Source organism: Pseudogemmobacter faecipullorum, from assembly GCF_020539525.1.
Lineage (GTDB): Bacteria > Pseudomonadota > Alphaproteobacteria > Rhodobacterales > Rhodobacteraceae > Pseudogemmobacter > Pseudogemmobacter faecipullorum.
Genome location: NZ_JACDXX010000011.1, coordinates 138,072 through 161,053, shown reverse-complemented (window position 1 = coordinate 161,053; position 22,982 = coordinate 138,072). Strand labels below are relative to the sequence as shown.

The window sequence follows — 22,982 nt, the reverse complement described above, 5'->3', positions numbered from 1 at the left end:
TGAGCGCATCGTTATAGGCTGGCCAGTTCCTGGTCCTGTAGGTCGGGGATGTGGGTCTGCTCATGCACCCCAGCTACCATGCTGGATTCACGAGATGAATCCCTCACGGGATTTGCGCAACAGAGCCTCTCGGAATATAATCTCTACGCGATTGATCAGGAGCTGAAGGACCTGGTCCGGGCCGAGCAGCTTGAGACAGAGATCATTCCGCTGATCGGCTCGGTGCAGAATTCAGGCCGGGTCCTGAGCGCGCTGCGCGAACATGCGGTCGAAACGGTCTACCACGCCGCGGCCTATAAACATGTGCCGCTGGTCGAGGGCAATGTGATCGAGGGGATCCGCAATAACGTCTTTGGCACCCAGTCGCTGGCAGAGGCGGCGATTGCCGCCGGGGTCAAAGCCTTCATCCTGATCTCAACCGATAAAGCGGTCCGGCCAACCAATGTCATGGGGGCCTCGAAGCGTCTGGCCGAGATGGTCTGTCAGGCTCTGGCACAGCGGGGGCCCACCCGTTTTTCTATGGTGCGCTTTGGCAATGTGCTTGGCTCTTCCGGCTCGGTGATCCCGCTGTTCCGGCGCCAGATTGCCGCCGGGGGGCCGGTCACGGTTACCGACCCTTCGATCACCCGCTATTTCATGACCATTCCCGAGGCAGCGCAGCTGGTCATCCAGGCCGGGGCTATGTCTGCCGGGGGGGAGGTCTTCGTCCTCGATATGGGCGAGCCGATGCGGATCGCAGATCTGGCGGCGCGGATGATCAAACTCTCGGGCCATAATCCGGTCATCCGGACCGGGGATGCCGCCGCGCTGAGCGGGGGCGAAGATATCGAGATCCGCTTCACCGGGCTGCGGCCGGGCGAAAAACTATATGAAGAGCTGCTGATCGGCGATAATCCGGAACAAACTGAGCATCCGCGTATTATGACGGCGCGCGAGGGCTGCCTGAGCGCTCAGGAGCTGCAGCAGGTTCTGTCGCAACTGATGCAAGCCTGTATGACGCATGATATCCGCACCATCCGCCGGCTTCTCACAGAAGCCGGCACGGGCTATCATCCGAATGTGCCCTTGTGAACCGGCCTCACCCCGCCGCCCGGGCCGGATTGCCGGAGAGATAAAATCCCGGCATGCCTTAAGCAAAGCAATGAAAATAATAAAAATCCGGACTGCTGCTTATGACAAAAGCTGATCCAGCCACCGCGCCGCACTGGCTGATCACCGGTTCAACCGGCAGGGTCGGTCGCCTGCTGATGGCGGCATGGCGCGCCGAGCCACCGGCCGCGACGCTGCTGCGCCAGTTGCGCAAGGCCAGTAGTGCGACTGCGGCGCATGGGGAAATCCTCTGGGATCCGCTGGCCGGTGCTCTGCCCGCCAGCCTGCCAAAGACAGAATGCCTGATCGCCTATGCCGGCATTACCCCCGCTTATGGCGCGGATCTGGATCTCAATGCCGCGCTGGCAGAGGCCACATTCCGCGCCGCCGCCAAGGCCGGAATCCCGCGCATTCTGATCACCTCCTCTTCCGCCGTCTATGGTGTGCCGGATGGCGGAACTGCCGCGGATGAAGCCATCCCGTTGCGGCCGGTCAATGCTTACGGGCGCAGCAAAGCGGCGATGGAAGAGATCTGCAGCATCTGGCGGGACCGGGGCCTAGAGATCTGCTGCCTGCGGATCGGCAATGTCGCAGGGGCCGATGCCTTGCTGCTGAACGGTCAGGCGGCGCAAGGCAAGCCGTTGAAAATAGATCAATTTTCTAATGGCACAGGGCCTGTCCGCTCTTACATCGGGCCCTTAACCCTGGCGCGTGTCACCGCAACACTCGCCGCATATCCCGCCAGGCTGCCCACCACACTGAATATCGCAGCGCCCCAGCCTATCGCCATGAGCGATCTTGCCTCTGCCGCCGGATACGCCTGGGAATGGCAGCCGGCCCCTGAGGCCGCACATCAGGAAATCACCCTGGACACCAGGCTGCTGCAATCTCTTTACAGCTGCCAGCCCCTGGACTCGGCGCCAGCAGAAATGGTCCGGCAATGGCAGCTCAACCCGCCGGACAGGGTAAACGTCTGAATGCATCGCCCCATCTGAATCTGCTCAGGTTAAGCCGCTAATCTGAATGCCTCGGCAGGCGAGCGCATGGCAAGCGCCTGATGAGGACGGCGGTTGTTGCAGAAGCTGATCCAGTCACTGATCGCCCGGGTTGCGTGCCGGATGCTGTCGAAGCGTTGTCGAGGGGAGGCATGCTCCTTCAGTGCCCGGATCACACGCTCGATCCATGCCGTTTTGCTGCGGGCAGTGTGGGGTGATGAACTCCTGCTGCAGCCCATAACTGCGGACCAGCGCCGTGAACTTGCGGCTGGTGAAGGCCAGGCCGTTGTCCGACCTCAGCAGGAACTCGCGGCTGACCCGGCCCAGGGTACCGAACCTGGGGATCAGGGCATGCTCCAGCGCACTGGCTGCGGTTGTGGCCTTGCCGGATCGTGACAGATGCCAGCCCAACAACTCGCGGGTGTGGCAATCGATGACCAGGGCCAGCGTGGCCCTGCCATCGCGCCCGGCCCAGACCCGGCACATGTCGGTTGATCAGCTGACGGGATTGCCTCGATCCGCGGCCGCATCCCGATGGGCCGCTTGCGCACCTGCCAGCCCTTGAGCTGGAAGACACGCTGCACGGTGTTTTTGTTGAAGCCGAGAAGCCAGGCCACTGTCCTGTAGCCAAACGACGGTTCCTGCCCGATCATAGCCTTGATCGGCTCGGCAAAGCGCGGATCGACCTTCGGAGCCGCTTTGGTTGGCCGGTAATAGACCGTTCGGCGCGGAACCCCAAACCAGGCGCAGAGCCAGGTCAGCGGCACCTTGATGCCCTCGGCCAGAAGGCCCTGCTGGATGCGCTGGATCATTTGTCGTCCCATTCGCCATTGGGCTCGAACCAATGGCGCCTCAATGGCTCATACATCCAGCAGGGCCTGGTATTTTTTTCTGGCACGCAGCTCCAGCATGGCCTCGCCATACGCCTCCTGAAGATCTTTCAGCTGCTTCTCGTATTGCTCCCGGATGTCGAGCGGGTTGGCCCGCAGCGAGTTCTCCATCCCCGCTTCGCGTCATCAACTCAACCCTCAATCTCAGAGGGCGAAAGGTCGAAGGACCGGCTGGCCTCCGCCACCGTGGTCTTGCCCTGAATGATCCCGATCACCAGCGCCGCTTTACGCTTCGCCGTCCAGCGTTTGATGATGTCATCCATCGTCATACTCATCGCTACCTTCTCCCTTGTAGCATGAGCAGGAATTCAGTGGGTCGATACAGATATCGGCAACGCGGTGATCATTCAGACCATCCACCATGCCTTCGATCACGGCACGGGTGGCATCGGTTCTGGTCATATCCGTGTCGTCGGTCAGCACGGCTTGTTCGGGGCGGGAACCTTTCACAGGTCTTTCCTTTCATAAGGTTAGGTCAGGATGCAAAGGGGTGAACCCGAGGCAGGATATAATCGCGCTGCAGCCGGTTACGGGCGGGGTGGCGCAGGGTCATCCTTTGGCCGCTCCCTGGGTCAGCCCGCTGACGATGCGGTTCTGGAACACCATCACCAGCACAAACAGAGCTGCGGTGATCGATACAGCAGCGGCCACGGCGCGGAGCTGATCGGTGGGCGCTGTTTCGCGGTTGAAAAGCCCGCAATGGCCGGAACCATGGTCTGATCGGAGGCATCGAGCAGCAGCGAGGTCACAAGAAAATCATTGTAACCCAGAAGAAAACGGAACAGCCCCGTGGTGGTTACTCCCGGCCATATCACCGGCATGATCACATGGCGGAAAGCCTGGAAAGGCGTGCAGCCATCGACACGTGCCGCCTCGTCCAGTTCGGCCGGAATGTTTTCGAAAAACCTTTTCAGCATCCAGATGGTAAAGGGCTGGTTGATCGCCACCAGAACCGCGATCACTGCCAGAGGGTGGCCGTATAACCTGGGCGCAGTATCGCCCAGCAAAGGATGCAGGATTTCAGCCGGGTTGATGAAGAACGACAGATAGCCGGTGACCAGAACCGAATGTGGCAGTGCCCGGAAGATCAGGGCAAGGATCAGGATCCAGAAGGGGACAGCCGGGGCTGATCCGTCACATCTTCGGGGCGGGTGTGAAAGTGCAGAGGGCTTCGTTGCCGGGGAAGGGCCACAAGGCCCGCCCGGGGAGCCCTTCCCTAGTCAGTTACCTCAGGCCATTCCATGTCAGTTCTTCCGGCATCCCGACATGGCCAGGATTCCCGGATCGTCCGGGGGGCGCGTAACTTTTATCCGGCTTTCGGATAGCGCTTCGGTTTGTCGGCTCTGCATCCGCAGCCAGCAGAGCGGCAGATCTGCAGTGCCATCACGCCCGGGCAGGGCCCTTCGGCTATTGCCCGGGATTGCAGCCATTGCGCTCCCTGATGCGGGCAGGCTGCGCTCCGCTCTGCTGCCGAATGGTGCAAGGGTGGCCAATGGGGTGAGCTGCCGTCGTCACGGCCGGGCCCGGATCTGTGACCCGGCCCGGCTGCCCGCCTCAGCCCTGCAGCAGTGGATCAATCGCCTCAGCAATCGTCAGCAGACGCGCGTCCTGTCCTGACAGCGCGCAGAGCTGCAGCCCCAGCGGCGCGCCGGAGCGGGTCTGGCCGCAGGGCAGGGAAATGCCACAAAGTTCGAGGCAATTGGCAAGGCGGGTATAGCGCGATAGCGGGATGGTCTGCTCATCCACCTGCTCCAGCCCGGCCGAAGGGATCGGCGTGCCGGGCATGACAAACGCATCAATCCCGGACCAGCGCTGCGCGAAATCAGCCGTCATCTGCGCCAGTCTGGCTTTTTCGGCAGTATAGGTGCCGGCGCTGACCGCGGCCCCGGCCATGACCCGGGCGCGGACATGCGGATCCATCCGCGACTGCGGATCGGCGGCGATACTGCCGAAATGCTGCCAGGCCTCATAGGCGACAATCGTCCCGTTGAGCTGCTGCAGCGCGCTCAGGCTTTCGGGTAGCTGCAGATCGGTGATCCTGTGCCCGGCTGCTGCCAGTCTGTCGCGGATCTGCAGATAATTCTGCAGCATCTCAGCATCACAGGGGGCCAGATCAGCGGCGGTGACACAGGCCAGATGCAAGGCACCTGGTACTCCTTCGACCGGCTCCAGCGCCTGATCTGCCATCACGCCGCAACAAAGGCGCAGATCATCGACAGATCTGCCAAGCGCCCCGATCGTGTCGAAACTGCCCGCCAGCGGCGCAACCCCGGTGAGCGGGATCAGCCCATAGCTGGGCTTAAAGCCATAGATGCCACAGAGCGCTGCCGGAATACGGATCGAGCCCCCTGTATCAGAGCCCACTGCCAGCGGCACAAAACCGGCAGCAACCGCAACCGCCGAGCCGCTGCTTGAGCCGCCGGGGAACCAGTCTTCCTGGCCGCCATGCGGGTTCAGGGGCGTGCCGCGCTGCGCATTGGTTCCCCAGCTGCCCATGGCGAATTCGACCATATGTGTGGTGCCGATGATATTGGCCCCGGCCGCACGCAGCCGCGCCAGCAGCGGTGCATCAGCCGCCGCCGGCTGGTCTTTGTAACAAAATGAGCCATGCGCCGTGGCCAGCCCCGCCACATCCACCAGCTCTTTGACCAGAACCGGAATACCATGCAGCGGACCAGGCCTCTGACCGGCCAGCCGTGCTGCGTCCAGCGCATCGGCCCGGGACAGGGCTTCGGCCTCAAAAAGCTCTGCGACCGCATGCAGCCGGTCATTTCCCGCCCTGATCCGCGCGATACTCGTCTCAGCCAGCCTGCGCGCGCTCAGCCGCCCCCCGGCCTGTTCACGGACCAGCCCGGCAATGGAATCTGACCACGTGCCTGAAATTTCTGCCACATCACTCACTGTCCATCCTCCATCACGGCCCTGGGACTGCATCACCCGGCGCGGATCCGGCCCCGGATTATGCGCCCAAGGTAAGGAGTTTAGCGGGTTGAAGTCGAAGCCGGATCGCGCTTCGGTATGACGCTAAGTGACGCTTTATCAGGTGCAGCTCTCTGCGTTTCAGCGATGGCTTCCGGCTGGCCGCAATCGCAGCACCTCAGCATACTGCGACAAAACAATCCGGGAGGAGGTCGCGATGAGTTTCATCGCTATAACCGAGCAGGCGGCAAACGGGCTGATCATCAGTTCGCTCTACGCGCTCATCGCTTTGGGCATTGCGCTGATATTCGGGGTGCTGCGCATCGTGAACTTTGCCCATGGCGAATTTTATATGCTGGGCGGTTATGCCTGCTATCTGGCGGTTACCCTGCTGGGCCTGCCGCCGGTCTTCGGCGTTCTGGCCGGGGTCATTGTGCTGCTTCTGGTGGGCGCCGGGGTCGAGCGGACGCTGATCCGCCCCATTCATCAGGGCCGGATCGACCGCCCCGATGAATATGCGATCATGATCACTTTCGCGCTTTCGGTTTTGCTGCTCAATCTGATGAATTCGGCCTTTGGTCCCTGGCCGCAGCGGCCCCAGGCGCTGATCTCGGGCGTGGTGGAAATCGGCCCGGTGCTGATTCCGGGGGACCGGCTGGCCGCCGCGCTGATGGGATCGGCGATCATACTTGCCTTCATGGCCGTGCTGCGCTGGAGCTGGATCGGCATGGCGGTGCGCGCCGTCAGCCAGGACCGCTCAGCCGCCCAGGCCTTTGGCATCAATATCGACCGGGTCTCAACCGCAGCCTTTGCGGCCGGGGCAGGCCTTGCCGGGGCAGCCGGCGCGCTGATCGGTCCGGTGTTCAACGTGGTTCCGGCCATGGGGGTCGTTCCCTCGATCAAAGCCTATGTCATTGTGGTGCTGGGCGGGCTTGGCTCGATCCGGGGCGCATTGCTCGGGGCGCTGATCCTTGGCCAGGTTGAGAGCTTTGCGCCGATGCTGATCCCTGATCCCTCACGCGGCATGGCCTATCGGGACGCCTATGGCCTCGTGGTGCTGGTGCTGGTGCTTCTGATCCGGCCGCAGGGCCTCTTTGGCCGCAAGGAACGCCGCGCATGACCCGCCTCTCCGCAACCAATCGCATTGCCGCAGGCATTTTCGCGCTGTTTTTGATCCTGCCGCTGTTCGGACTGGCCGATTACTGGCTCTATACGATCACGATCGGCTTCTATTATGCGCTGCTGGCCTCGTCCTGGTCACTTCTGGTGGGCTATGTCGGTCGTATCAGCTTTGCTCAGGCGGCAATGAGCGGCTTTGGCGCCTATGTGGCTCTTCTGACTGCGGGCCATTTTGGCCTCTCCCCCCTGCCCGGGATTTTGCTGGGCGCACTGGCGGCAGCCGGTTTCGGGGTGGTGATCGGCGTGCTGACGCTGCGGCTGCATGGCGCCTATCTTGGCCTGACCACTATCGCTTTTGCCGAGATCCTGCGCATCACCGCCACGGCCGAGCATAAGCTGACCATGGGAACCCGTGGGCTGCCCGCGCCGCCGCTCTGGGAAGGCATTACCCAGCTTGGCTATTACTATGTCTTCCTTGGCGTGCTCCTGGCCTCGCTGGGGCTGATGATCCTGCTGCTGCGCTCGCGCATCGGGCTGTTTTTCCAGGCGATCCGCGAGGATGAGGATGGCGCGGCAAGTCTGGGGGTGCGGGTCACGCTGTGGAAAGTGCTGGCTTTTGCGCTCTCGACCGGCTTTGCCGGGCTGGCTGGCGGCTTCTATGCGCATTTCATCCAGCTGATCGCCCCCTCGATGATGTCGATGCAGGAAATGGGCTATATCCTGTCGATGGCCGTGATCGGCGGCTTCTCCAATATCATCTACGCGGCGCTTGGCGGCATTTTGCTTCAGGGTCTGCTCGAAGCCCTGCGCGAGATCGGCGAATGGCGACTGGTGATCTTTGGTCTGATTGCCATTCTGGTGCTGCGTTTCGCCCCGAACGGTATTTTTGGCAGCCTTGAAAAATGGCTGGGGCGGAGGAAAAACTGATGTCGGGACAATTGCAGATCCGCAGGCTGGTCAAATCCTTTGGCGGCGTCCAGGCGATCAAGGGGATTGATCTGACCTTTGCCCAGGGCGAGCTGATCGGCCTGATCGGCCCCAACGGTTCGGGGAAAACTACTTTGCTGAACATCATCGGCGGCTATTACAATGCCACATCCGGCGATGTGCTGCTGGACGGCCAGCGCTGTGACGGCAAAAGCCCGGTGCAGCTGGCCCGCGCAGGGATCGGCCGCTCATTCCAGGTCACCAAGGTTTTCAAACGCCTGACCCTTATGGAGAATATGCTGGTGGGTGCCCTGGCGGTGCCTGGCACCTCACGCAAAGCAGCCGAGGAGCGCGCGCGCGCGGTGCTGGAGACGCTGCTGCTGACCCGGCTTGCCGATCAGCCGGCCTCGAGCCTGTCAGGCGGTCAGGCCAAACTGCTGGAATTTGGCCGCATCATGATGCTCTCGCCCAGGGTGGTTTTGCTCGATGAACCTTTCGGTGGTGTCCATCCTGACCTGAAACGCTTCATGTATGACAAGATCCGTGAATGGAATGCCAGCGGGGTGACCATTATTCTGGTCAGCCATGATATGGGCTCGATCTTCGGTCTGTGCCGCCGCGTGGTGGCTTTGTCCTATGGCGAGATCATCGCCGATGGCCTGCCCGAGGCTGTGAAAGCCGATCCGGCGGTGCTGGAAGCCTATCTGGGAGACAATCATGCAGCTTGAGGTTACCGGCGTTTCCGCCGGCTATCAGCGCGATATCGACATCCTGCGCGAGGTCAGCGTCATTGCCCGCAAGGGCCAGCTGACGACCATCATCGGCGCCAATGGCGTCGGTAAATCCACCCTGCTGAAAACCATTATCGGCCAGCTTCGCCCGCATAAAGGCACCATCCGCTGGGGCGAAACCGATCTGACCCGGCATGGGCCGCATGATCTCGTGGGCATGGGGATTGCCTATGTGGCGCAGCGCCATGCATTATTTCCGGAAATGACGGTGGCCGAGAATATCACCATGGCCACCTGGTCCTTCCGCCATGACAAGGCCCGCAGCCGCGGCGCGGCGGACCAGGTTTTCGCCCGGGCCCCGCATCTGGCCGAATTCGCCGGCAAACGTGCCGGGCTGATGTCGGGCGGCCAGCAAAGGCTGTTGCAGCTGGAGCTGGCGCTGCTGTCCGATCCGCAGCTGATGCTGATCGATGAACCCACCGTGGGCATCGATCCGAAACGGGCGGGTCAGATTTACGAGCATCTGCGCCGGATCGTGGCCGAAGAGGGCCGCACCATCCTGATGGTCGACCAGAATGTGATCGCCGGGGTGGATGTGGCCGATTATATCTATGTGCTGGAACTGGGCGGCAATAAAATCGAGGGCAGCCGCGCGGTCTTCGACGCCCAGTATCGTGACCGCATCGCAGACTGGCTGTTCTGATCTCTCTGGTTCAGCCAGGGTAAAAACTGCTCTGCCCGGGCCTCAGCTGGGCGGAGCAATGATCATTCCGGGCTGGATTCCGGGCTGGGTCAGATAGTCGCGCACGAAGGGGCTGATTTCCGGGGCATCAGGAGCGCAGAGCCCGCAGCCGCGCAAAGCGCGCGAACGCTGTACATTGCGCCCGACATATTCGAGGCAGATCCGCGCCGAGACCGGCTCATGGCTGCTCAGCGCCGAGACACCCATGGTCATTCCCACCAGCCGCGACACCCGGTTGGAATAGTTCAGATAGAGCACCGTATGGGTCAGCTCGCTCTGGGTGATCGTCTCAAAATCGAGCAGATGCAGCCGGTCGCCCACCGGCATGATCATCCCGTCATATTTGAACACTTCGGGCGGGGCACCCGTGCTGTGGACCTCTTTCAGCCGCTCGATCCGGCGATAAAAGGTGTAGCTTTTCCAGCCGTAGATGAAGACCAGCGAGCGCAGAAACCGACCGGGCCGGGTGTAGGAATAGCGGTATTCATAATAATAGCCATGCAGGCGGCGCACCTCGGCCGGAGAGCTCACCGCCTGAGCCAGCATATCCTTCAGCCGTGGCGGCACCGGAAGATCCTCAAAAGCCGCATTCGGGCGCAGCCGGATGATGTCGCGAAACTGCTCGGGCGGCATCAGAATCTCGAATTCATCGACCCCGAGAAAATCACAGATCCGCCGCATGGTGCCCCGCGAGGGGAAAGCCGCGCCGCCCAGATATTTCACGAATTGCTGCCGGTTAATCCCCAGCTTCCGGCAAACCTGCGCCACCGAAGGATAATAGCTGACCGCCAGCTTCAGATTGGTGGCGAAATTCTGGGCCGAGGGATCATCGCGCATAGAGGTGCACCTTTGTTCGCTGCAGGTAGCGTCATATTATCCGGCGTATTTCATTGAGCAAGGGCTGGGCTGTTGCGATGCTGACGCCAGAAAATGTCGAGAAGGCCGCAAGGATGGCCCGCGACCACAACAGAGGAGTTGACATGAAGCGCCTGACATCCCTCGTCACTGCCGCCGCCCTGCTGGCCGGTTCGGCCTCCTACGCCCAGGAGGCGATCAAAATCGGTGGCCTGGCCCCGCTGTCGCCGCCCGGCGGCGTACAGACCGGCCAGTCGCTGCGCGATGGCATGATCCTGGCCATCGAAGAGCTGAACGCTGCCGGTGGTCTGCTGGGCCGCCCGCTGGAACTGGTGGTGGAAGACACTGCCGGCACGCCCGAAAAAGGCATTGCCGCTTTTGAGCGCCTGGCCTCGAAAGAAGGCGTGGTCGCCGTGACCGGCGAAGCGCATTCGGTGGTCTGCACCGCCGTCACGCCGCTGGCCGAAAAATATAATCTCGCCTTTGTCGCTGGCGAATGCTGGTCGGATGAGGTGACGGCCGCGAAAAAACCGCAGGTATTCCGCCTGACCGTGGCCAATTCGCTGGTCTATTCGGTCGCCGCTGACTGGGTTAAGGAAGCGGGCTTTAAGAATATTGCGGTGATTGCCGAAAACTCGGACTGGGGCTTTGGCGTCATCGATGTCTTCACCCAGAATCTGAAAGACAGCGGCGCCAGCGTCATCTCTTTCACCGGTGAGAACTCGACCACCGATTTCACGCCGCAGCTGCTGGAACTGCGCCGCGCCGATCCCAAGCCCGATCTGATCGTGGCAGGCTATACCGGCTCAGCGCTGCTGCTGCTGCTGAAACAGGCGGCTGACCTCGGCCTCGCACCTTCGGCTGAAACCGCGATTTTCTCGGCCGGTTCCGATGCGCTTGAGCCGGAATTCTGGACGGTGATGGGCGATAAAGGCGTGCATGTGATTGCCAATCCGGCCGGTCTGCCGGGCCGCCCCGACACCGAGAAGGCACGTAAATTCAGCGCCGATTATGAAGCGCGCTTCGGCCGCCCGGCCAATGCGGTCTCGATGGAGGGCTATGATGGCATCATGGTGATCGCCGAGGCGATCCGGGCGAAAAACTCGGTCGAAAGCGATGCCATTCAGGCTGGACTGCGCGACACCAACTGGGAAGGTCCGCGCGGCGTGATCAGCTTCTCGCAGGAAAGCGAGCCAGCCTGGAAATCTCAGCAGTGGCTGGGCGTTCCGATCTTTGTCATCCAGTATACCGAGCCCAACCAGTCGCCTTCAGACGCAGCCGTGCTCTGGCCGCCGGCAGAAAAAACTGTGGAAGAGACAGTTCTGAAACCCTGATCTCTGCCCGGGCGGGCCGGTTCATACGGCCCGCCTTCCAGCCTCCGGCCCCCTTTTTCAGCCTCTGCTCCGGAATTCTCATGTCCCGTATTGTCTATCTCGATGGCACCTATCTGCCCGAAACCGAAGCAAAGGTCTCGATCTTTGATCGTGGCTTCCTGATGGCCGATGCGGTCTATGAGGTGACCTCTGTGCTCGATGGCAGGCTCATCGACTTTCCGGGGCATCTGGCGCGGCTTGGCCGCTCGCTTTCGGAACTTTCGATCCGCAACCCGCTGCAAGACCAGGACTGGCTGGAGCTGCACCGCAGTCTGATCGCGCGCAATGGCATGAGTGAGGGGCTGATCTATCTGCAGGTCAGCCGCGGCAATCCCGGCGACCGCGATTTTGCCTACCCTGCGGCAGATGTGGCGCCCACGGTGGTGGCCTTCACCCAGAGCAAAAACAATCTTGCTGCCAATCCCCAGGCCGAAACCGGGCTGCGGGTGATTTCGCTGCCCGATATGCGCTGGGTGCGGCGCGACATTAAAACCGTGCAGCTTCTGCCTTCTTCCATGGCAAAAATGGCCGCGAAAGCCGCCGGTGTCGACGAGGCCTGGTTTACCGAAGCCGGGCTGGTGACCGAGGGTACCTCCAGCAATGTGTTCATTCTTAAAGCCGGTCATCTGATCACACGTCCGCTGTCGCAGGATATTCTGCATGGCATCACCCGGCGCGCGGCGCTGCGGCTGGCAGACGAGGCAGGTCTGGTGATTGAGGAACGCGCTTTCAGCATTGACGAGGCGCAGGCCGCGGATGAGGCCTTCCTGACCTCGGCCTCTTCTTTCGTGCTGCCGGTGACCGAGATTGACGGCATCCGTCTGGGCGACGGCAAGCCCGGCCCCGTCTCACGCGATCTGCGCCGGATCTATATTGAAGAGATGCGCCGCGCGGCGATGTGAAATTCTGCCGGACTGCCGGACTGCCGGACTGACAGCAGTCTGCCGCCCGGGTCTGTGGCCCGGCTCTGCCAGCCTTCTGATATGATAAAGGCCAGGCCTTAAGGCCTGGCCTTTATCCGTGCAGGGCCCGGGGGCGCTGACCGGGTGCTTACAGATAGAGATGGCGGATGGTGTCGTTTTTCACCATTTCGGCGCTGGTGCCGCTGATTGCCACCTGGCCGCGCACCAGAAGATAGCCCCGCTCGGCAATCGATAATGCGGTTTCCGCATTCTGTTCGATCAGCAGAACGGCTTTGCCCTCGTCGCGGATCCGGGCCACGATTTCAAAATATTCACTGATCAGCTTCGGCGACAGGCCAAGCGAGGGTTCATCCATCACCACAAGGCGCGGATTGCCGATCAGGGCCCGGGCCAGGGCCACCATGGCCTGCTCACCGCCCGACATTGTGCCTGCGCCCTGGCCGAGCCTCTCCTCGATTCGGGGAAACAGCTTTGCCATCTTTTGCAGCTGATCGCTGAAACTGAGATCGGGATTACGGGCGGCATCAAAGGCCAGCCGCAGATTGTCACGCACCGTCAGTGTGGGAAAGAGCCGCCGGCCTTCCGGTACAAATCCCACGCCCAGAGAGGCAAGACGCTCAGGGCCGACCTCCTGCAGATTTCGGCCGGCGATCTCGACCGTGCCCCCATCGAGCGGCAGCAGGCCGCAAAGCGCGTTGAATGTCGTGCTTTTGCCCGCGCCATTCGGGCCGAGAAGGCAGACCATTTCTCCCTCGCCGACATGCAGCGAGACCTGGCGCAGCATCGGGACCGGGCCGTAGCTGGTGCTTACAGCGTTCATTTTAAGCATTTTGCGACGCCTTTTGTCCGAGATAGGCCTCCTGCACGCGCGGCAGCAGCCGCACATCGGCGAAATCACCATCGGCAATCTTGCTGCCGTAATCGATCACCGCCACCCGGTCCGGCAGGGACGAGACCAGCCGCATATCATGCTCGATGATCAGATAGGACAGCGAGGGCCGCTCGGCCATGGTGCGGCGCACATCCTCCATCAGGGCATCAGTATCGCGGTCATCCATACCCGAAGAGGGCTCGTCGAGCATGATGACCTTCGGATCCGAGGCCAGGGCCCGGGCGATCTCAAGCCTGCGGCGGTCGGCCTGGGGCAGTGAGCCGGCCAGGCTGTGACGTCTGGCATAAAGCTCGGGCGAGATGGCCTGCAGCAGATCCCCGGCTTTCCCGGCCGCAGCCTCAAGCTCGGCGCGGGCCTTGCCGGGCCGCAGCAGCGCATCAAACACCCCGGATCTGGTGCGGCAATGCATACCAATCACCACATTATCGATCAGCGACAGATCGTTGAACAGCCGGCTCGACTGAAAGGTCCGGGCAATACCGGCGGCGGTGATCTTATGGGCGGGCCAGCCGGTGATATCCTGCCCCTCGAGCAGGACCTCTCCGGCCGACGGCCGGTAGACACCCGAGATCATATTGAACAGGGTCGATTTTCCCGCGCCATTCGGGCCGATGATGCACAAAACCTCATTCGCCGACAGCGCGAGATTGACGTCATTTACAGCCACAAGCCCGCCGAACCGGATCGTCAGGCCCCGCACCTCTAACAGGGGGGTCATTTTTGCTCTCCATAATTGCGGGTCCGCTGCGGGAACAGGCCCTGCGGCCGCAGGATCAGGAACAGGATCACGATGATGCCGACAAACAGCAGGCGGTAATCCGAGAAGATCCGCAGCTTTTCGGGCAGCATGGTCAGGAAGAAGGCGCCGATGATCACGCCGAGCGTATTATCCATACCGCCGACGATCACCATGGTCATGATGGTGACCGAGACGAGGAAGGTGAAATTGTCCGGCGAGATATAGCTGACGTAGAAGGCATAGATCGTGCCCGCGAAAGCCGCGAGGAAAGCGTCGACGCCAAAGGCCAGCATTTTGTACCAGACCACATCAATCCCCTGGCAGCGCGCGGCAAGAGGATCGGCGCGCAAAGCGTTCCAGGCCAGGCCGACCCGGCTCTGATGCAGGCGTCTGGCCGATACGATCGAAAGCCCGACCAGCGCCGCCGAGAGGTAATAGAAATTGGCCTGAGCCGGCAGGCGGTAGCCGAAAACCGTCAGCGGCCGGGCGAAGGAATGGCCAAAAAGCTCAGGCGCGGGAATGCCCACCAGCCCGTTCGGCCCGCCGGTCCATTCGAAATTGTTCAGCAGCTGATGCACCACAATGCCGAAGGCGATGGTGACCAGCGCCAGATAGCTTTCTTTGGCCCGCATCGAGGGAAAGCCCAGCAAAAAGCCAAACAGCGTCGCCACAACCGCCGAGGCGGGCAGGGCCAGCCAGAAGGAAACGCCGAAGTTCAGCGCCAGCAGTGCCGAGGTATAGGCGCCGATCCCGTAAGAGGCACCGGTGGCAAAATTCGGGATATTGGCCGATCCGAGCTGAAAGTTCAGCGCCAGGGCCAGCACGGCATAGAGCATCGACACGATCAGCAGGTGAAAAGCATAGCTCGAGCCCTGCAGGCAGAAGGGATAGATCACAACGATGGTGATCCCAAGCAGGATCGCAAAGCGCTGTTTTTCGGCAAAGGCCGTGACGATGCGCTCTTCCAGGGCGGGCCGCAGCTGCAGGGCGGCAAAAATCGCCGCCATCACCGCCAGCAGGGCGACGATCACCGGGGTCCGCTCGCTGAGCAGGAAGCTCCAGAGCAGAACCGCGCCTGCCAGCTGGGTGCCGGCGACGATCAGAAAACTGGCGGTGCCGCTCGGCGTGCCGCGCGCGGCGGCTGAAGTTTGTGCAACATGCGCCATGGATCAGACCTTTTCGAACACGGGCTTGCCGAGCAGACCCGAAGGCCTGAGCACCAGAACCGCGATGACCAGAAGAAAGATGAAGACCAGCCGGTAGGCCGCCCCGTCCGGCACGGTGATCTGGACCAGCGAATCGATGCCCGCGATCAGCAGGCTGCCAAGCACGGCGCCCTGCATCGAGCCGAGACCGCCGATCACGGCCGCCGAGAAGCCGATCAGGCCAAGCTGTACCCCGAAATCAAAACGCACGACCCCGGCATGGCTGACGAAAAACACCGCGCCGATCGCGCCAATGGCCGAGGCGATGAAAAAAGTGGCGGCAAAAATCCGGTTGGGCCGGATGGCCATCAGCCGGGCCACGGAACGATCCTCGGCCACGGCGCGGATGCGGATGCCAAGCGGCGTATGGTGCAAAAGCACGAATAGAGCGGCCACCATGGCGATGGTCGTGCCGATCACCACCAGCGAGAACACCGGCACCACCAGATCACCGATACGGATCATATCACCGGCGAGCGCGGGGAAGGGTTTGGGGTTTGAGCCCTGCGGATAGAAGGTGCGGATCAGCTCGCGGATCACCGTGCCGAGCGCGACCGTGGCCACCAGCGCCATCATGGCCGGTGCGGCGCGGAACCGGCGGATCACCAGCCATTCCAGCAGCACGCCAAGCAGGCCGATCACCAGCATCGACAGCAGAACCGCCAGCAGGAGCAGCCAGGGCCCGGCAGCCGGTGCCAGCCAGTAGCTGGCGACCTGGACCGCGCCCAGAGCCACGAATGGTGCCGCCATTGATACGTCACCATGTGAGAAATGGATAACATCGAGCACGCCGAACAGCAGGCTGAATCCGAGCGCTATCAATGTATAAATGCTCCCGAGCACAAGCCAGTTCATGATGTGCTGCGCGATCAGAGCGTCCATGCAGAATACCTCCCAGATATACTGTCGCGTTTGTTTTTCCCCATCGATAGTCGCAGGCCCCGCGCTGGCGCAAAGGAAAAGCTGAGTCTCAGACCCACGGATTTTCTGAAGCATCAGATCAGAAATTGTTTCTTTCGGTGCGCTCAGGCTTCCAACACCATGCAGCTTCAGCACCATAAACGGCCCGCCCCTGCTCGCGGGGGTGAAGGATCAAAACAGCACATAACGGGGAAAACCAATGACGAATGCCTTTCTGCGCCGACGTTCCGTCCTGTCGGCTCTGACCATTACAGCCGGGCTGGCGGTTTCGCCCCTCGGGCTTGGCACCGCGGCCCTGGCGCAGGATAAACCGACCATCAAGCTTGGCTTTATCGGCCCGGTCAGCGGCGGGAATGCCCAGCAGGGGCTTGGCGCCCAGAACGGTTTCCTGCTGGCGGTCGAGCAGGCGAATGCCGGCGATTATCCCTATATCGTTGAGCCGGTTGTGCTTGATGATGCCTCTGATCCGCAGACCGGTGTTTCCGCTGCGATGAAGCTGATCAATGATCCCGATGTCATTGCCGCGACGGGGCACTGGAACAGCCCGGTAGCGCTGGCCACCATGCCGGTCTTCAGCCGCGCAGGCATGCCGATGATCGTCTGGGGGGCGATCAGCCCGAAGATCACCGAACAGAATCTGCCGGAAATCACCCGGGTCACCCCGACCCTGGTGACCGAGAACAAGCCGCTGGCCGAATGGGCCGCCGGTGAGCTGGGCGCGAAAAAGATCGCCATTATTGCTGATACCAGCGATTACGGCACCGCCAATACCACCGCTTTCGCCGAGTTTTTTACCGCAGCCGGGGGTGAGGTGTCCTCGAAGGATCTGTTCCCGGTCGGGACCATTGATTTCCGCGCCAGCCTGACCAAGCTGCGCGAAAACGCGCCGGATGCGCTATATTTCGGCGGGGTGATCGCCGAAGCCGGAATTTTGCGCAAACAGATGATCGAGGTCGGCCTCAATATTCCGATGATCGGGATTTCGGGCTTCTATGATCCCGAGTTCATCGCTCTGGCCGGAGCGGCGGCCGAGGGCACGATGGTCAGCTATCCCGCCTCGCAGTCGAATCCGAAGCTTGAGCAGATGAATGCGGATTATGCGGCGCGTAAATTTGCCGAGGACAGCAGCCCCTACACGAAATATGCCTATGATTCGGCTAATATTCTGCTGACCGCGATCAAAGCCACCGGCATCGAGGATAAGGCCGCGCTGGCCGAAGCCATCCGGGCGATCAGCTATGACGGCGCGCTTGGCACCACCAGTTTCGATGCCAATGGCCAGACGCAGATTCCGGTCGCCATCGAAATCAAAGAGGTCAAAGACGGCGCCTGGGTTTCCCGCGCGAACTGATCGCTCACCTTTGTCAGACCTGGGTCCGGGCCCCTGCCCGGACCCTTTTGCCGCCTGAGCCTCCGCCCGCCGCAAGCATCAGAAAAACTGCGGCTCTGCTGCAAAAACCCATATTTTTACCGTTCAGTTTCGCGCGCTAGTCTCGGCCTGAGCCCAATCCCCGACAGTTTCAAGAAGGACAGACAATGATCAGGACAGGTCAGCAATACCGCGATTCGATCCGCGACGGCCGACGCGTTTGGGTCAATGGCGAGCGTGTCGATGACGTCACCACCCATCCGCAGTTCAAACCCCTGGTCGATGTGCGCGCCAGAATCTTCGACATGCAGCACGAGGCGGAACATCGTGATCTGATGACCGTCGCCCAGGACGGCGAGCTCAATGCGCTTGGCTCGGCTTTGCCTTATACTCAGGACGACTGGTGGGCCAAGCGCCGCTCGACCGATCATATGCTCAATACCATCGGCGGCGTGGTCACCCGGGTGGGTGATGAGACGGTGGGCGAGATGTGGTCGCTTTACGACGGCCAGGATGTGCTGAACGAGGTTGATCCGCAGTTCTCGAAAAACATCGAGCGCCATATCCACCGCGTACTGAAAGAAGATCCTTTCCACGTCTCGGCCAATACCGACCCTAAAGGCGACCGTTCAAAGGCGCCCCAGGATCAGGATCCGGACATGCTGCTGCATGTGGTCAAAGAGACAGATGCCGGGATTGTTGTGCGTGGCGCAAAATACGAGACCGCCGCGGCCTATGCCAATCAGGCCTTTACCAAGCCGACCATTGCCAACTGGGGCAATAATGCGCTTTCGGATTACGCCGTCGGCTTCATCTGCGATCTGGGCAGCCCGAATCTGCGCTTCCTGTGCCGCACCGGCTTTGCCGGCCGGGCCGATGCGCGCGACTACCCGCTTTCCAATAAATTCGACGAGGTCGACACCATCGTTATTTTCGACGATGTGCTGATCCCCTGGGAAAACGTGCTGTTCTATCGCCACACCAAAGCGGCGACCTTCATCCGCGCCACGCTGCACCGCTATTCGGCCTTTGCCTTCGTGCAGCGCAATCTCAAGCTGGCCGATATGATGATCGGGGCGGCGCTGTTTAACGCCCGCCAGACCGGGCTGGAAAAGCAGCAGGCCGTGCAGGAAAAGCTGGCCCAGCTGGCGGTTTACCGCGAGGGTATCAACGCCCATCTCACCGCCTCTATCGCGCTTGGCGAGCGCTCGCCGGCCGGGCTGATGATGCCCAATCAGTCTCTGCTCTATACCGGCCGGGTGCTGGCCTGCAGCCAGCTGCATCAGATGATGCATATTGCCCGCGAACTCTGCGGCGGTCAGATCTGCGTCACCCCCGATGTGGCCACCTTCGAGAATCCGGAAACCAAACCCTGGCTCGATAAATATTATTCGATCAATGATGAATGGGTGTCGGATGACCGGCGCAAGCTGCTGGCCTTTGCCCGCGACATGCTCAATTCCGATTATGCTGGCCACCGCCTGACGTTCCAGCTTTTCGCCCAGAGCCCGCCCTTCGCCCATCTCGGGGCAGTCTATCGTAACTTTGGCTGGGAGGGCCCGCTTGCCTTCGTCAAGGATGCGGCAGCCTTGTCGGATCGGGTCATGGCTGGCCAGAGCGCGAGCAAAGGTGACAGTGCAGTGTCGCACTGGTTTGCCAGCCAGAACGAGGGCGCAGCCCGCTCGGCCGCCGAGTAATCCCTGCCGCGCGCGGCCCTCAGTCTCTTTGCGGCTGCGCGCGCCTTTCATTTCTACCTCAGCAGAAAGATCAGGATCATGATCCACAAGCGCATCCGTCCCTTCAACACCAAAGAGACCTATCCCGAGCAGAAGCTCGACAATGACCTGAGCCAGGGCGTCGTCGCCCGTGGCACCATGGTTTTCCTGCGTGGCCAGGTGGCCCAGGATCTCGACACCCGTGAATCGCTGCATATGGGCGATGCCGGGCTGCAGACCGCCAAAACCATGGCCAATATCAAAATGCTGCTTGAGGAAGCCGGCAGCCAGATGGAGCATATCTGCCGCATCGTCGTCTATGTGACCGACATCCGCTACCGCGAGGCGGTCTATCAGGAGATGGGCAAATGGCTGAAAGGGGTTCACCCCTGCTCGACCGGGATCGTGGTGCCGGCTCTGGCGCGCCCGGAATGGGTTGTTGAGATTGAAGTGACCGCCGTTATTCCCGACGCGGCATAAGGGGGCAGCAATGACCTTCTCCATTTCCGCACGCTGCGCCGAGACCGGGATGATTGGCATCGCTGTCTCCTCTTCCTCGGCCTGTGTGGCGGCAAGATGTGCCCATGCGCGTGCCGGTGTGGGCGCAGTGGCCACCCAGAATATCACCGATCCGCGTCTGGGCCCGAAGGGGCTGGATCTGATGGCGAGCGGTTTGTCGGCCCAGGATGCGCTTGCGGCGCTCAAGCGCGATGCGCCGCATCTTGAGTATCGCCAGCTGGCTCTGGTCGACAGCCAGGGCCGCACCGCCAGCTTCTCGGGGGCCAATACCCTTGGAACGCATCGTGTGGCCGAGGGGCCGGGGGTGGTGGCGGCCGGCAATCTGCTGGCTGATCCCGGCGTGCCCGAGGCGATGGTCGCAGCCTTTGTGAACGGCACTGGCCATCTCGGTGACCGGCTGCTGGCGGCGATGCAGGCGGCCGAGGATGCCGGGGGTGAGGAAGGGCCGGTGCATTCGGTTGGCATGCTGATCACGCGCGAAGAGGCCTGGCCGATTGCCGATCTGCGGGTGGACTGGGCGGATGAGGATCCGATCGGTCAGCTGCGCCAGCTCTGGGAACGCTGGAAGGGCGAGATGCAGGCCTATATCGATCGCGCCCTGAATCCTTCGGTTGCCCCCAGCTACGGGGTTCCGGGCGATCTCTGACATTCTGATCCGCCGGAGCCTCGGGTTCCGGCGGGTTTTTCACATGAGGACCCCTATGGATACGCGCCGGATTCTGGAACGGCTGATCGCTTTTCCCACTGTCAGCCGCAGCTCAAACCGGGCGCTGATCGCTTTTGTCTCGGATCTGCTGGATCAGGCCGGGATCCCCTGGGAGCTGGCGGAAAGTCCCGATGGCACCCGCGCCAATCTGTTTGCCACGCTTGGCCCGGCAGACCGGCCGGGCGTGATCCTGTCAGGTCACAGCGATGTCGTGCCCGCAGAAGGCCAGGCCTGGAGCCGCGACCCTTTCACTTTGCATGAGGCGGAGGGGCGGCTCTACGGGCGCGGCACCGCTGATATGAAGGGCTTTCTGGCCTCTGCGCTGGCGGCAATGCTGCGCGCGGCAGGCGGGACGGTGCTGCAAAACCCGCTGCATCTGGCCATCTCCTATGATGAGGAAATCGGCTGCGTCGGCGTGAGGGGGCTGATTGAGGCGCTGCGGCAGCGCCCGCTGCAGCCGGCCTATTGCCTTGTGGGCGAGCCGACATCGATGCGGATCGCCTCAGGTCACAAAGGCAAGGTTGCGCTGCGCGCCTGCTGCCATGGCACAGCCGGTCATTCCGCCCTCGCGCCGCTGGCCCTGAATGCGCTTCATATCGGTGCCGATTTTCTGGCAGTGCTGCGCGCCGAACAGGCACGGCTGATGCGCGAAGGCGCGCAGGATCCTGATTACGACATTCCCTGTTCCACCATCCATGCCGGGGTCATGTCCGGCGGCAGAGCGCTGAATATCGTCCCCGATCTCTGTGAGATTGATTTTGAAATCCGCAATCTTGCTGCCGATGATCCCCAGGAGATCCTGGCGCGGATTGTCCAGGGTGCCGAGGCGCTGATCGCGCCGCTGAAACCGGCTTTCCCGGCCGCCGGGATCACGATCGAAGAGGTGAATGCCTATCCGGGGCTGGACACTTTGCCGGATGCGGAAGTGGTGGCCTTCTTCCGCCGGATCGCCGGGATCACTGCGCCGGGCTGCAAGGTGGCTTTTGGCACCGAGGCCGGTCTCTTCTCGCAGATCCTGGGTATTCCATCGGTGATCTGCGGCCCGGGCGATATGGCCCAGGGCCATAAGCCCGATGAATATATCGAAATCAGCCAGCTGGCGGCCTGTGACCGGATGCTTGAGAACCTGCTGACCGCCCTGCGTGAAGGTCTGTAACATTGCGTCGGGGCCGGGGGCTGTCCCCTGCCCCGGCATAGCACCCGCTTTGGAAAACGCCCGGGGCCGGTTCCGGCTAAACCTGTTTCTTCCCAAAGAAATACAATCGGTTATGCTTCCGGGGCCCGCAAGTTTTCCTATCTCTTGCACCACAGGCTGGCCTATTCTCTGTGGAGAGACCGAACAGAAGGAACCGCCCCCGATGCGTTTTACCCTGCGCCAGCTGAGTTATTTCGTTGCGGCCGGCCAGACCGGCAGCGTCACGCGCGCGGCAGAAGCGGTCAATATCTCGCAGCCCTCGATCTCGGCCGCGATTGCGCATCTGGAAACGGAACTCGGGGCCCAGCTTTTCGTGCGCTATCATGCGCAGGGCCTGTCGCTGACCCCCGCCGGGCAGCGGCTGCTCAGCGCCGCGCGCGAGCTGCTGCGCGACAGCTACGGCCTATATGAGGTGGTTAATTCGGCCATGGGGATTGTCGCCGGGCCGATCACCGTCGGGGCGTTCCGGACCTTTGCCCCGCTGGTTCTGCCCGAAATCTGGAGCGGCTTTCAGGCCAGATATCCCGATGTCAGAATGAATGTGATGGAGGGCAGCGAAGCTGAGCTGCTGGAAGGTCTGCGCACCGCCAGGCTCGATATTGCTCTGACCTATGAGCTGAGCCTGTCGCCCGATATGACCTTCGTGCCGCTGGCGCATGTGCCCACCTATGTCCTGCTGGCCGCCGATCATCCGATGGCCGGGCGCAAAAGCCTGCGTCTGGCCGAACTGGCCGAGCAGTCTTTCGTGCTTCTCGATATGCCGCTGACCCGGCAATATTTTCTGTCGCTCTTTGAAAAGATGGGGCTGGCGCCACGGATTCTGACGGAAACCAGCTCACCGGCGGCCCTGCGCTCATATGTGGCGGCGGGGCTGGGCTATTCGCTGATGACGATGCGCCCGGCCAATATGCGCGCCGAGAATAATCTGCCGCTGGCCTATGTCGAGCTTGAGCAGGACCTGCCGCCGATGAAGCTGGGACTGGCCTGGCTGACTGCGCTCAAAAGGCCGCGCGTCTGCGAGGCCTTTGAGGAGTTTTGCTGCGAGCTGGCGCAGCAGGGCGCTTTGCCTGGCATGGCCCCGCTGCCCGGGGCGGATGAAATGGATCATATTTTCCACGGATAAGGCCCAGAAATTCATTCTTTCCCCACAGGCCTGGC

23 protein-coding genes and 3 pseudogenes are annotated in these 22,982 nt (G+C 61.8%); 14 read left to right on the top strand and 12 right to left on the bottom strand.

The window, feature by feature from the left end; translation table 11 throughout:
• Window positions 1-78 precede the first annotated feature (78 nt).
• Window positions 79-1,071: a UDP-N-acetylglucosamine 4,6-dehydratase family protein gene (locus H0485_RS13280; RefSeq protein WP_290427256.1), complete on the top strand. Its 993-nt coding sequence runs from the start codon at window positions 79-81 to the stop codon at window positions 1,069-1,071.
• 101 nt (window positions 1,072-1,172) lie between these two features.
• Entirely contained in the window at window positions 1,173-2,066 is an 894-nt protein-coding gene (locus tag H0485_RS13275) for an NAD-dependent epimerase/dehydratase family protein (RefSeq protein ID WP_226936310.1), read from the top strand.
• Between the two features lie 29 nt (window positions 2,067-2,095).
• Here the strand turns inward: H0485_RS13275 and H0485_RS21875 are convergent, their stop codons facing one another.
• The 7 genes and pseudogenes from H0485_RS21875 to H0485_RS13235 form a co-directional block, all read right to left on the bottom strand.
• Window positions 2,096-2,323 (bottom strand): integrase core domain-containing protein, encoded by a 228-nt coding sequence (locus tag H0485_RS21875; protein ID WP_354002448.1) that lies wholly within the window; start codon window positions 2,321-2,323, stop codon window positions 2,096-2,098.
• 25 nt (window positions 2,324-2,348) lie between these two features.
• Window positions 2,349-2,570, bottom strand: a pseudogene (locus tag H0485_RS21870) (hypothetical protein); the annotation flags it as partial.
• Window positions 2,571-2,944: 374 nt separating this feature from the next.
• Window positions 2,945-3,085, bottom strand: a complete 141-nt coding sequence (locus tag H0485_RS13255; RefSeq protein WP_226936306.1) for a hypothetical protein — start codon at window positions 3,083-3,085, stop codon at window positions 2,945-2,947.
• A 20-nt stretch (window positions 3,086-3,105) separates the two neighbouring features.
• Entirely contained in the window at window positions 3,106-3,249 is a 144-nt protein-coding gene (locus tag H0485_RS13250) for a DUF1153 domain-containing protein (RefSeq protein ID WP_226936304.1), read from the bottom strand.
• Between the two features lie 49 nt (window positions 3,250-3,298).
• Window positions 3,299-3,424: pseudogene (locus tag H0485_RS13245) on the bottom strand (ester cyclase); the annotation flags it as partial.
• A gap of 99 nt (window positions 3,425-3,523) precedes the next feature.
• Window positions 3,524-4,086: pseudogene (locus H0485_RS13240) on the bottom strand (carbohydrate ABC transporter permease); the annotation flags it as partial.
• 442 nt (window positions 4,087-4,528) lie between these two features.
• On the bottom strand, window positions 4,529-5,875 hold the full coding sequence (locus H0485_RS13235) for an amidase (protein ID WP_226936301.1): 1,347 nt from the start codon (window positions 5,873-5,875) through the stop codon (window positions 4,529-4,531).
• A gap of 235 nt (window positions 5,876-6,110) precedes the next feature.
• Between H0485_RS13235 and H0485_RS13230 the strand changes: the two genes are divergently transcribed.
• Genes H0485_RS13230 through H0485_RS13215 form a run of 4 tightly spaced genes read left to right on the top strand, consistent with a single transcriptional unit; the run spans window position 6,111 to window position 9,373 of the window.
• Entirely contained in the window at window positions 6,111-7,013 is a 903-nt protein-coding gene (locus H0485_RS13230; RefSeq protein WP_226936300.1) for a branched-chain amino acid ABC transporter permease, read from the top strand.
• Entirely contained in the window at window positions 7,010-7,939 is a 930-nt protein-coding gene (locus H0485_RS13225; protein ID WP_226936298.1) for a branched-chain amino acid ABC transporter permease, read from the top strand. The genes H0485_RS13230 and H0485_RS13225 overlap by 4 nt, the downstream gene beginning before the upstream one ends.
• Window positions 7,939-8,667: an ABC transporter ATP-binding protein gene (locus H0485_RS13220; protein WP_226936295.1), complete on the top strand. Its 729-nt coding sequence runs from the start codon at window positions 7,939-7,941 to the stop codon at window positions 8,665-8,667. The genes H0485_RS13225 and H0485_RS13220 overlap by 1 nt, the downstream gene beginning before the upstream one ends.
• Window positions 8,657-9,373: an ABC transporter ATP-binding protein gene (locus tag H0485_RS13215; RefSeq protein ID WP_226936293.1), complete on the top strand. Its 717-nt coding sequence runs from the start codon at window positions 8,657-8,659 to the stop codon at window positions 9,371-9,373. The genes H0485_RS13220 and H0485_RS13215 overlap by 11 nt, the downstream gene beginning before the upstream one ends.
• 42 nt (window positions 9,374-9,415) lie before the next feature.
• Here the strand turns inward: H0485_RS13215 and H0485_RS13210 are convergent, their stop codons facing one another.
• A complete protein-coding gene (locus H0485_RS13210) occupies window positions 9,416-10,249 on the bottom strand; it encodes a helix-turn-helix domain-containing protein (RefSeq protein WP_226936292.1) in 834 nt (277 codons plus the stop codon).
• Window positions 10,250-10,392: 143 nt separating this feature from the next.
• Between H0485_RS13210 and H0485_RS13205 the strand changes: the two genes are divergently transcribed.
• Window positions 10,393-11,601, top strand: a complete 1,209-nt coding sequence (locus tag H0485_RS13205; protein WP_226936291.1) for an ABC transporter substrate-binding protein — start codon at window positions 10,393-10,395, stop codon at window positions 11,599-11,601.
• An 80-nt stretch (window positions 11,602-11,681) separates the two neighbouring features.
• Window positions 11,682-12,542: a D-amino-acid transaminase gene (locus H0485_RS13200; RefSeq protein ID WP_226936290.1), complete on the top strand. Its 861-nt coding sequence runs from the start codon at window positions 11,682-11,684 to the stop codon at window positions 12,540-12,542.
• A 148-nt stretch (window positions 12,543-12,690) separates the two neighbouring features.
• Here H0485_RS13200 and H0485_RS13195 read toward each other — a convergent pair whose 3' ends face one another.
• The 4 genes from H0485_RS13195 to H0485_RS13180 are packed head-to-tail and all read right to left on the bottom strand — an operon-like array spanning window position 12,691 to window position 16,281.
• Window positions 12,691-13,392 carry an ABC transporter ATP-binding protein gene (locus H0485_RS13195; protein WP_226936288.1) on the bottom strand — a complete coding sequence of 234 codons (702 nt, stop codon included), beginning with the start codon at window positions 13,390-13,392 and terminating at the stop codon, window positions 12,691-12,693.
• Window positions 13,385-14,173 (bottom strand): ABC transporter ATP-binding protein, encoded by a 789-nt coding sequence (locus tag H0485_RS13190; protein WP_226936286.1) that lies wholly within the window; start codon window positions 14,171-14,173, stop codon window positions 13,385-13,387. The genes H0485_RS13195 and H0485_RS13190 overlap by 8 nt, the downstream gene beginning before the upstream one ends.
• Entirely contained in the window at window positions 14,170-15,360 is a 1,191-nt protein-coding gene (locus H0485_RS13185) for a branched-chain amino acid ABC transporter permease (RefSeq protein WP_226936284.1), read from the bottom strand. The genes H0485_RS13190 and H0485_RS13185 overlap by 4 nt, the downstream gene beginning before the upstream one ends.
• 3 nt (window positions 15,361-15,363) lie before the next feature.
• Window positions 15,364-16,281 carry a branched-chain amino acid ABC transporter permease gene (locus tag H0485_RS13180; RefSeq protein WP_226936282.1) on the bottom strand — a complete coding sequence of 306 codons (918 nt, stop codon included), beginning with the start codon at window positions 16,279-16,281 and terminating at the stop codon, window positions 15,364-15,366.
• A gap of 238 nt (window positions 16,282-16,519) precedes the next feature.
• Here H0485_RS13180 and H0485_RS13175 point away from each other — a divergent pair, with 238 nt between their 5' ends.
• The 6 genes from H0485_RS13175 (at window position 16,520) to H0485_RS13150 (ending at window position 22,947) form a co-directional block, all read left to right on the top strand.
• Window positions 16,520-17,671, top strand: a complete 1,152-nt coding sequence (locus H0485_RS13175) for a branched-chain amino acid ABC transporter substrate-binding protein (protein ID WP_226936280.1) — start codon at window positions 16,520-16,522, stop codon at window positions 17,669-17,671.
• Window positions 17,672-17,856: 185 nt separating this feature from the next.
• The gene (locus H0485_RS13170; RefSeq protein WP_226936279.1) at window positions 17,857-19,386 is read left to right on the top strand and encodes a 4-hydroxyphenylacetate 3-hydroxylase family protein; all 1,530 of its coding nucleotides are present in this window, start codon (window positions 17,857-17,859) and stop codon (window positions 19,384-19,386) included.
• A gap of 78 nt (window positions 19,387-19,464) precedes the next feature.
• Window positions 19,465-19,884, top strand: a complete 420-nt coding sequence (locus H0485_RS13165) for a RidA family protein (protein ID WP_226936277.1) — start codon at window positions 19,465-19,467, stop codon at window positions 19,882-19,884.
• 10 nt (window positions 19,885-19,894) lie between these two features.
• The gene (locus H0485_RS13160; RefSeq protein ID WP_226936275.1) at window positions 19,895-20,569 is read left to right on the top strand and encodes a DUF1028 domain-containing protein; all 675 of its coding nucleotides are present in this window, start codon (window positions 19,895-19,897) and stop codon (window positions 20,567-20,569) included.
• A 55-nt stretch (window positions 20,570-20,624) separates the two neighbouring features.
• Window positions 20,625-21,785 carry an acetylornithine deacetylase gene (gene argE / locus H0485_RS13155; RefSeq protein ID WP_255613603.1) on the top strand — a complete coding sequence of 387 codons (1,161 nt, stop codon included), beginning with the start codon at window positions 20,625-20,627 and terminating at the stop codon, window positions 21,783-21,785.
• Between the two features lie 202 nt (window positions 21,786-21,987).
• The gene (locus H0485_RS13150; RefSeq protein WP_226936271.1) at window positions 21,988-22,947 is read left to right on the top strand and encodes a LysR family transcriptional regulator; all 960 of its coding nucleotides are present in this window, start codon (window positions 21,988-21,990) and stop codon (window positions 22,945-22,947) included.
• Window positions 22,948-22,982 lie beyond the last annotated feature (35 nt).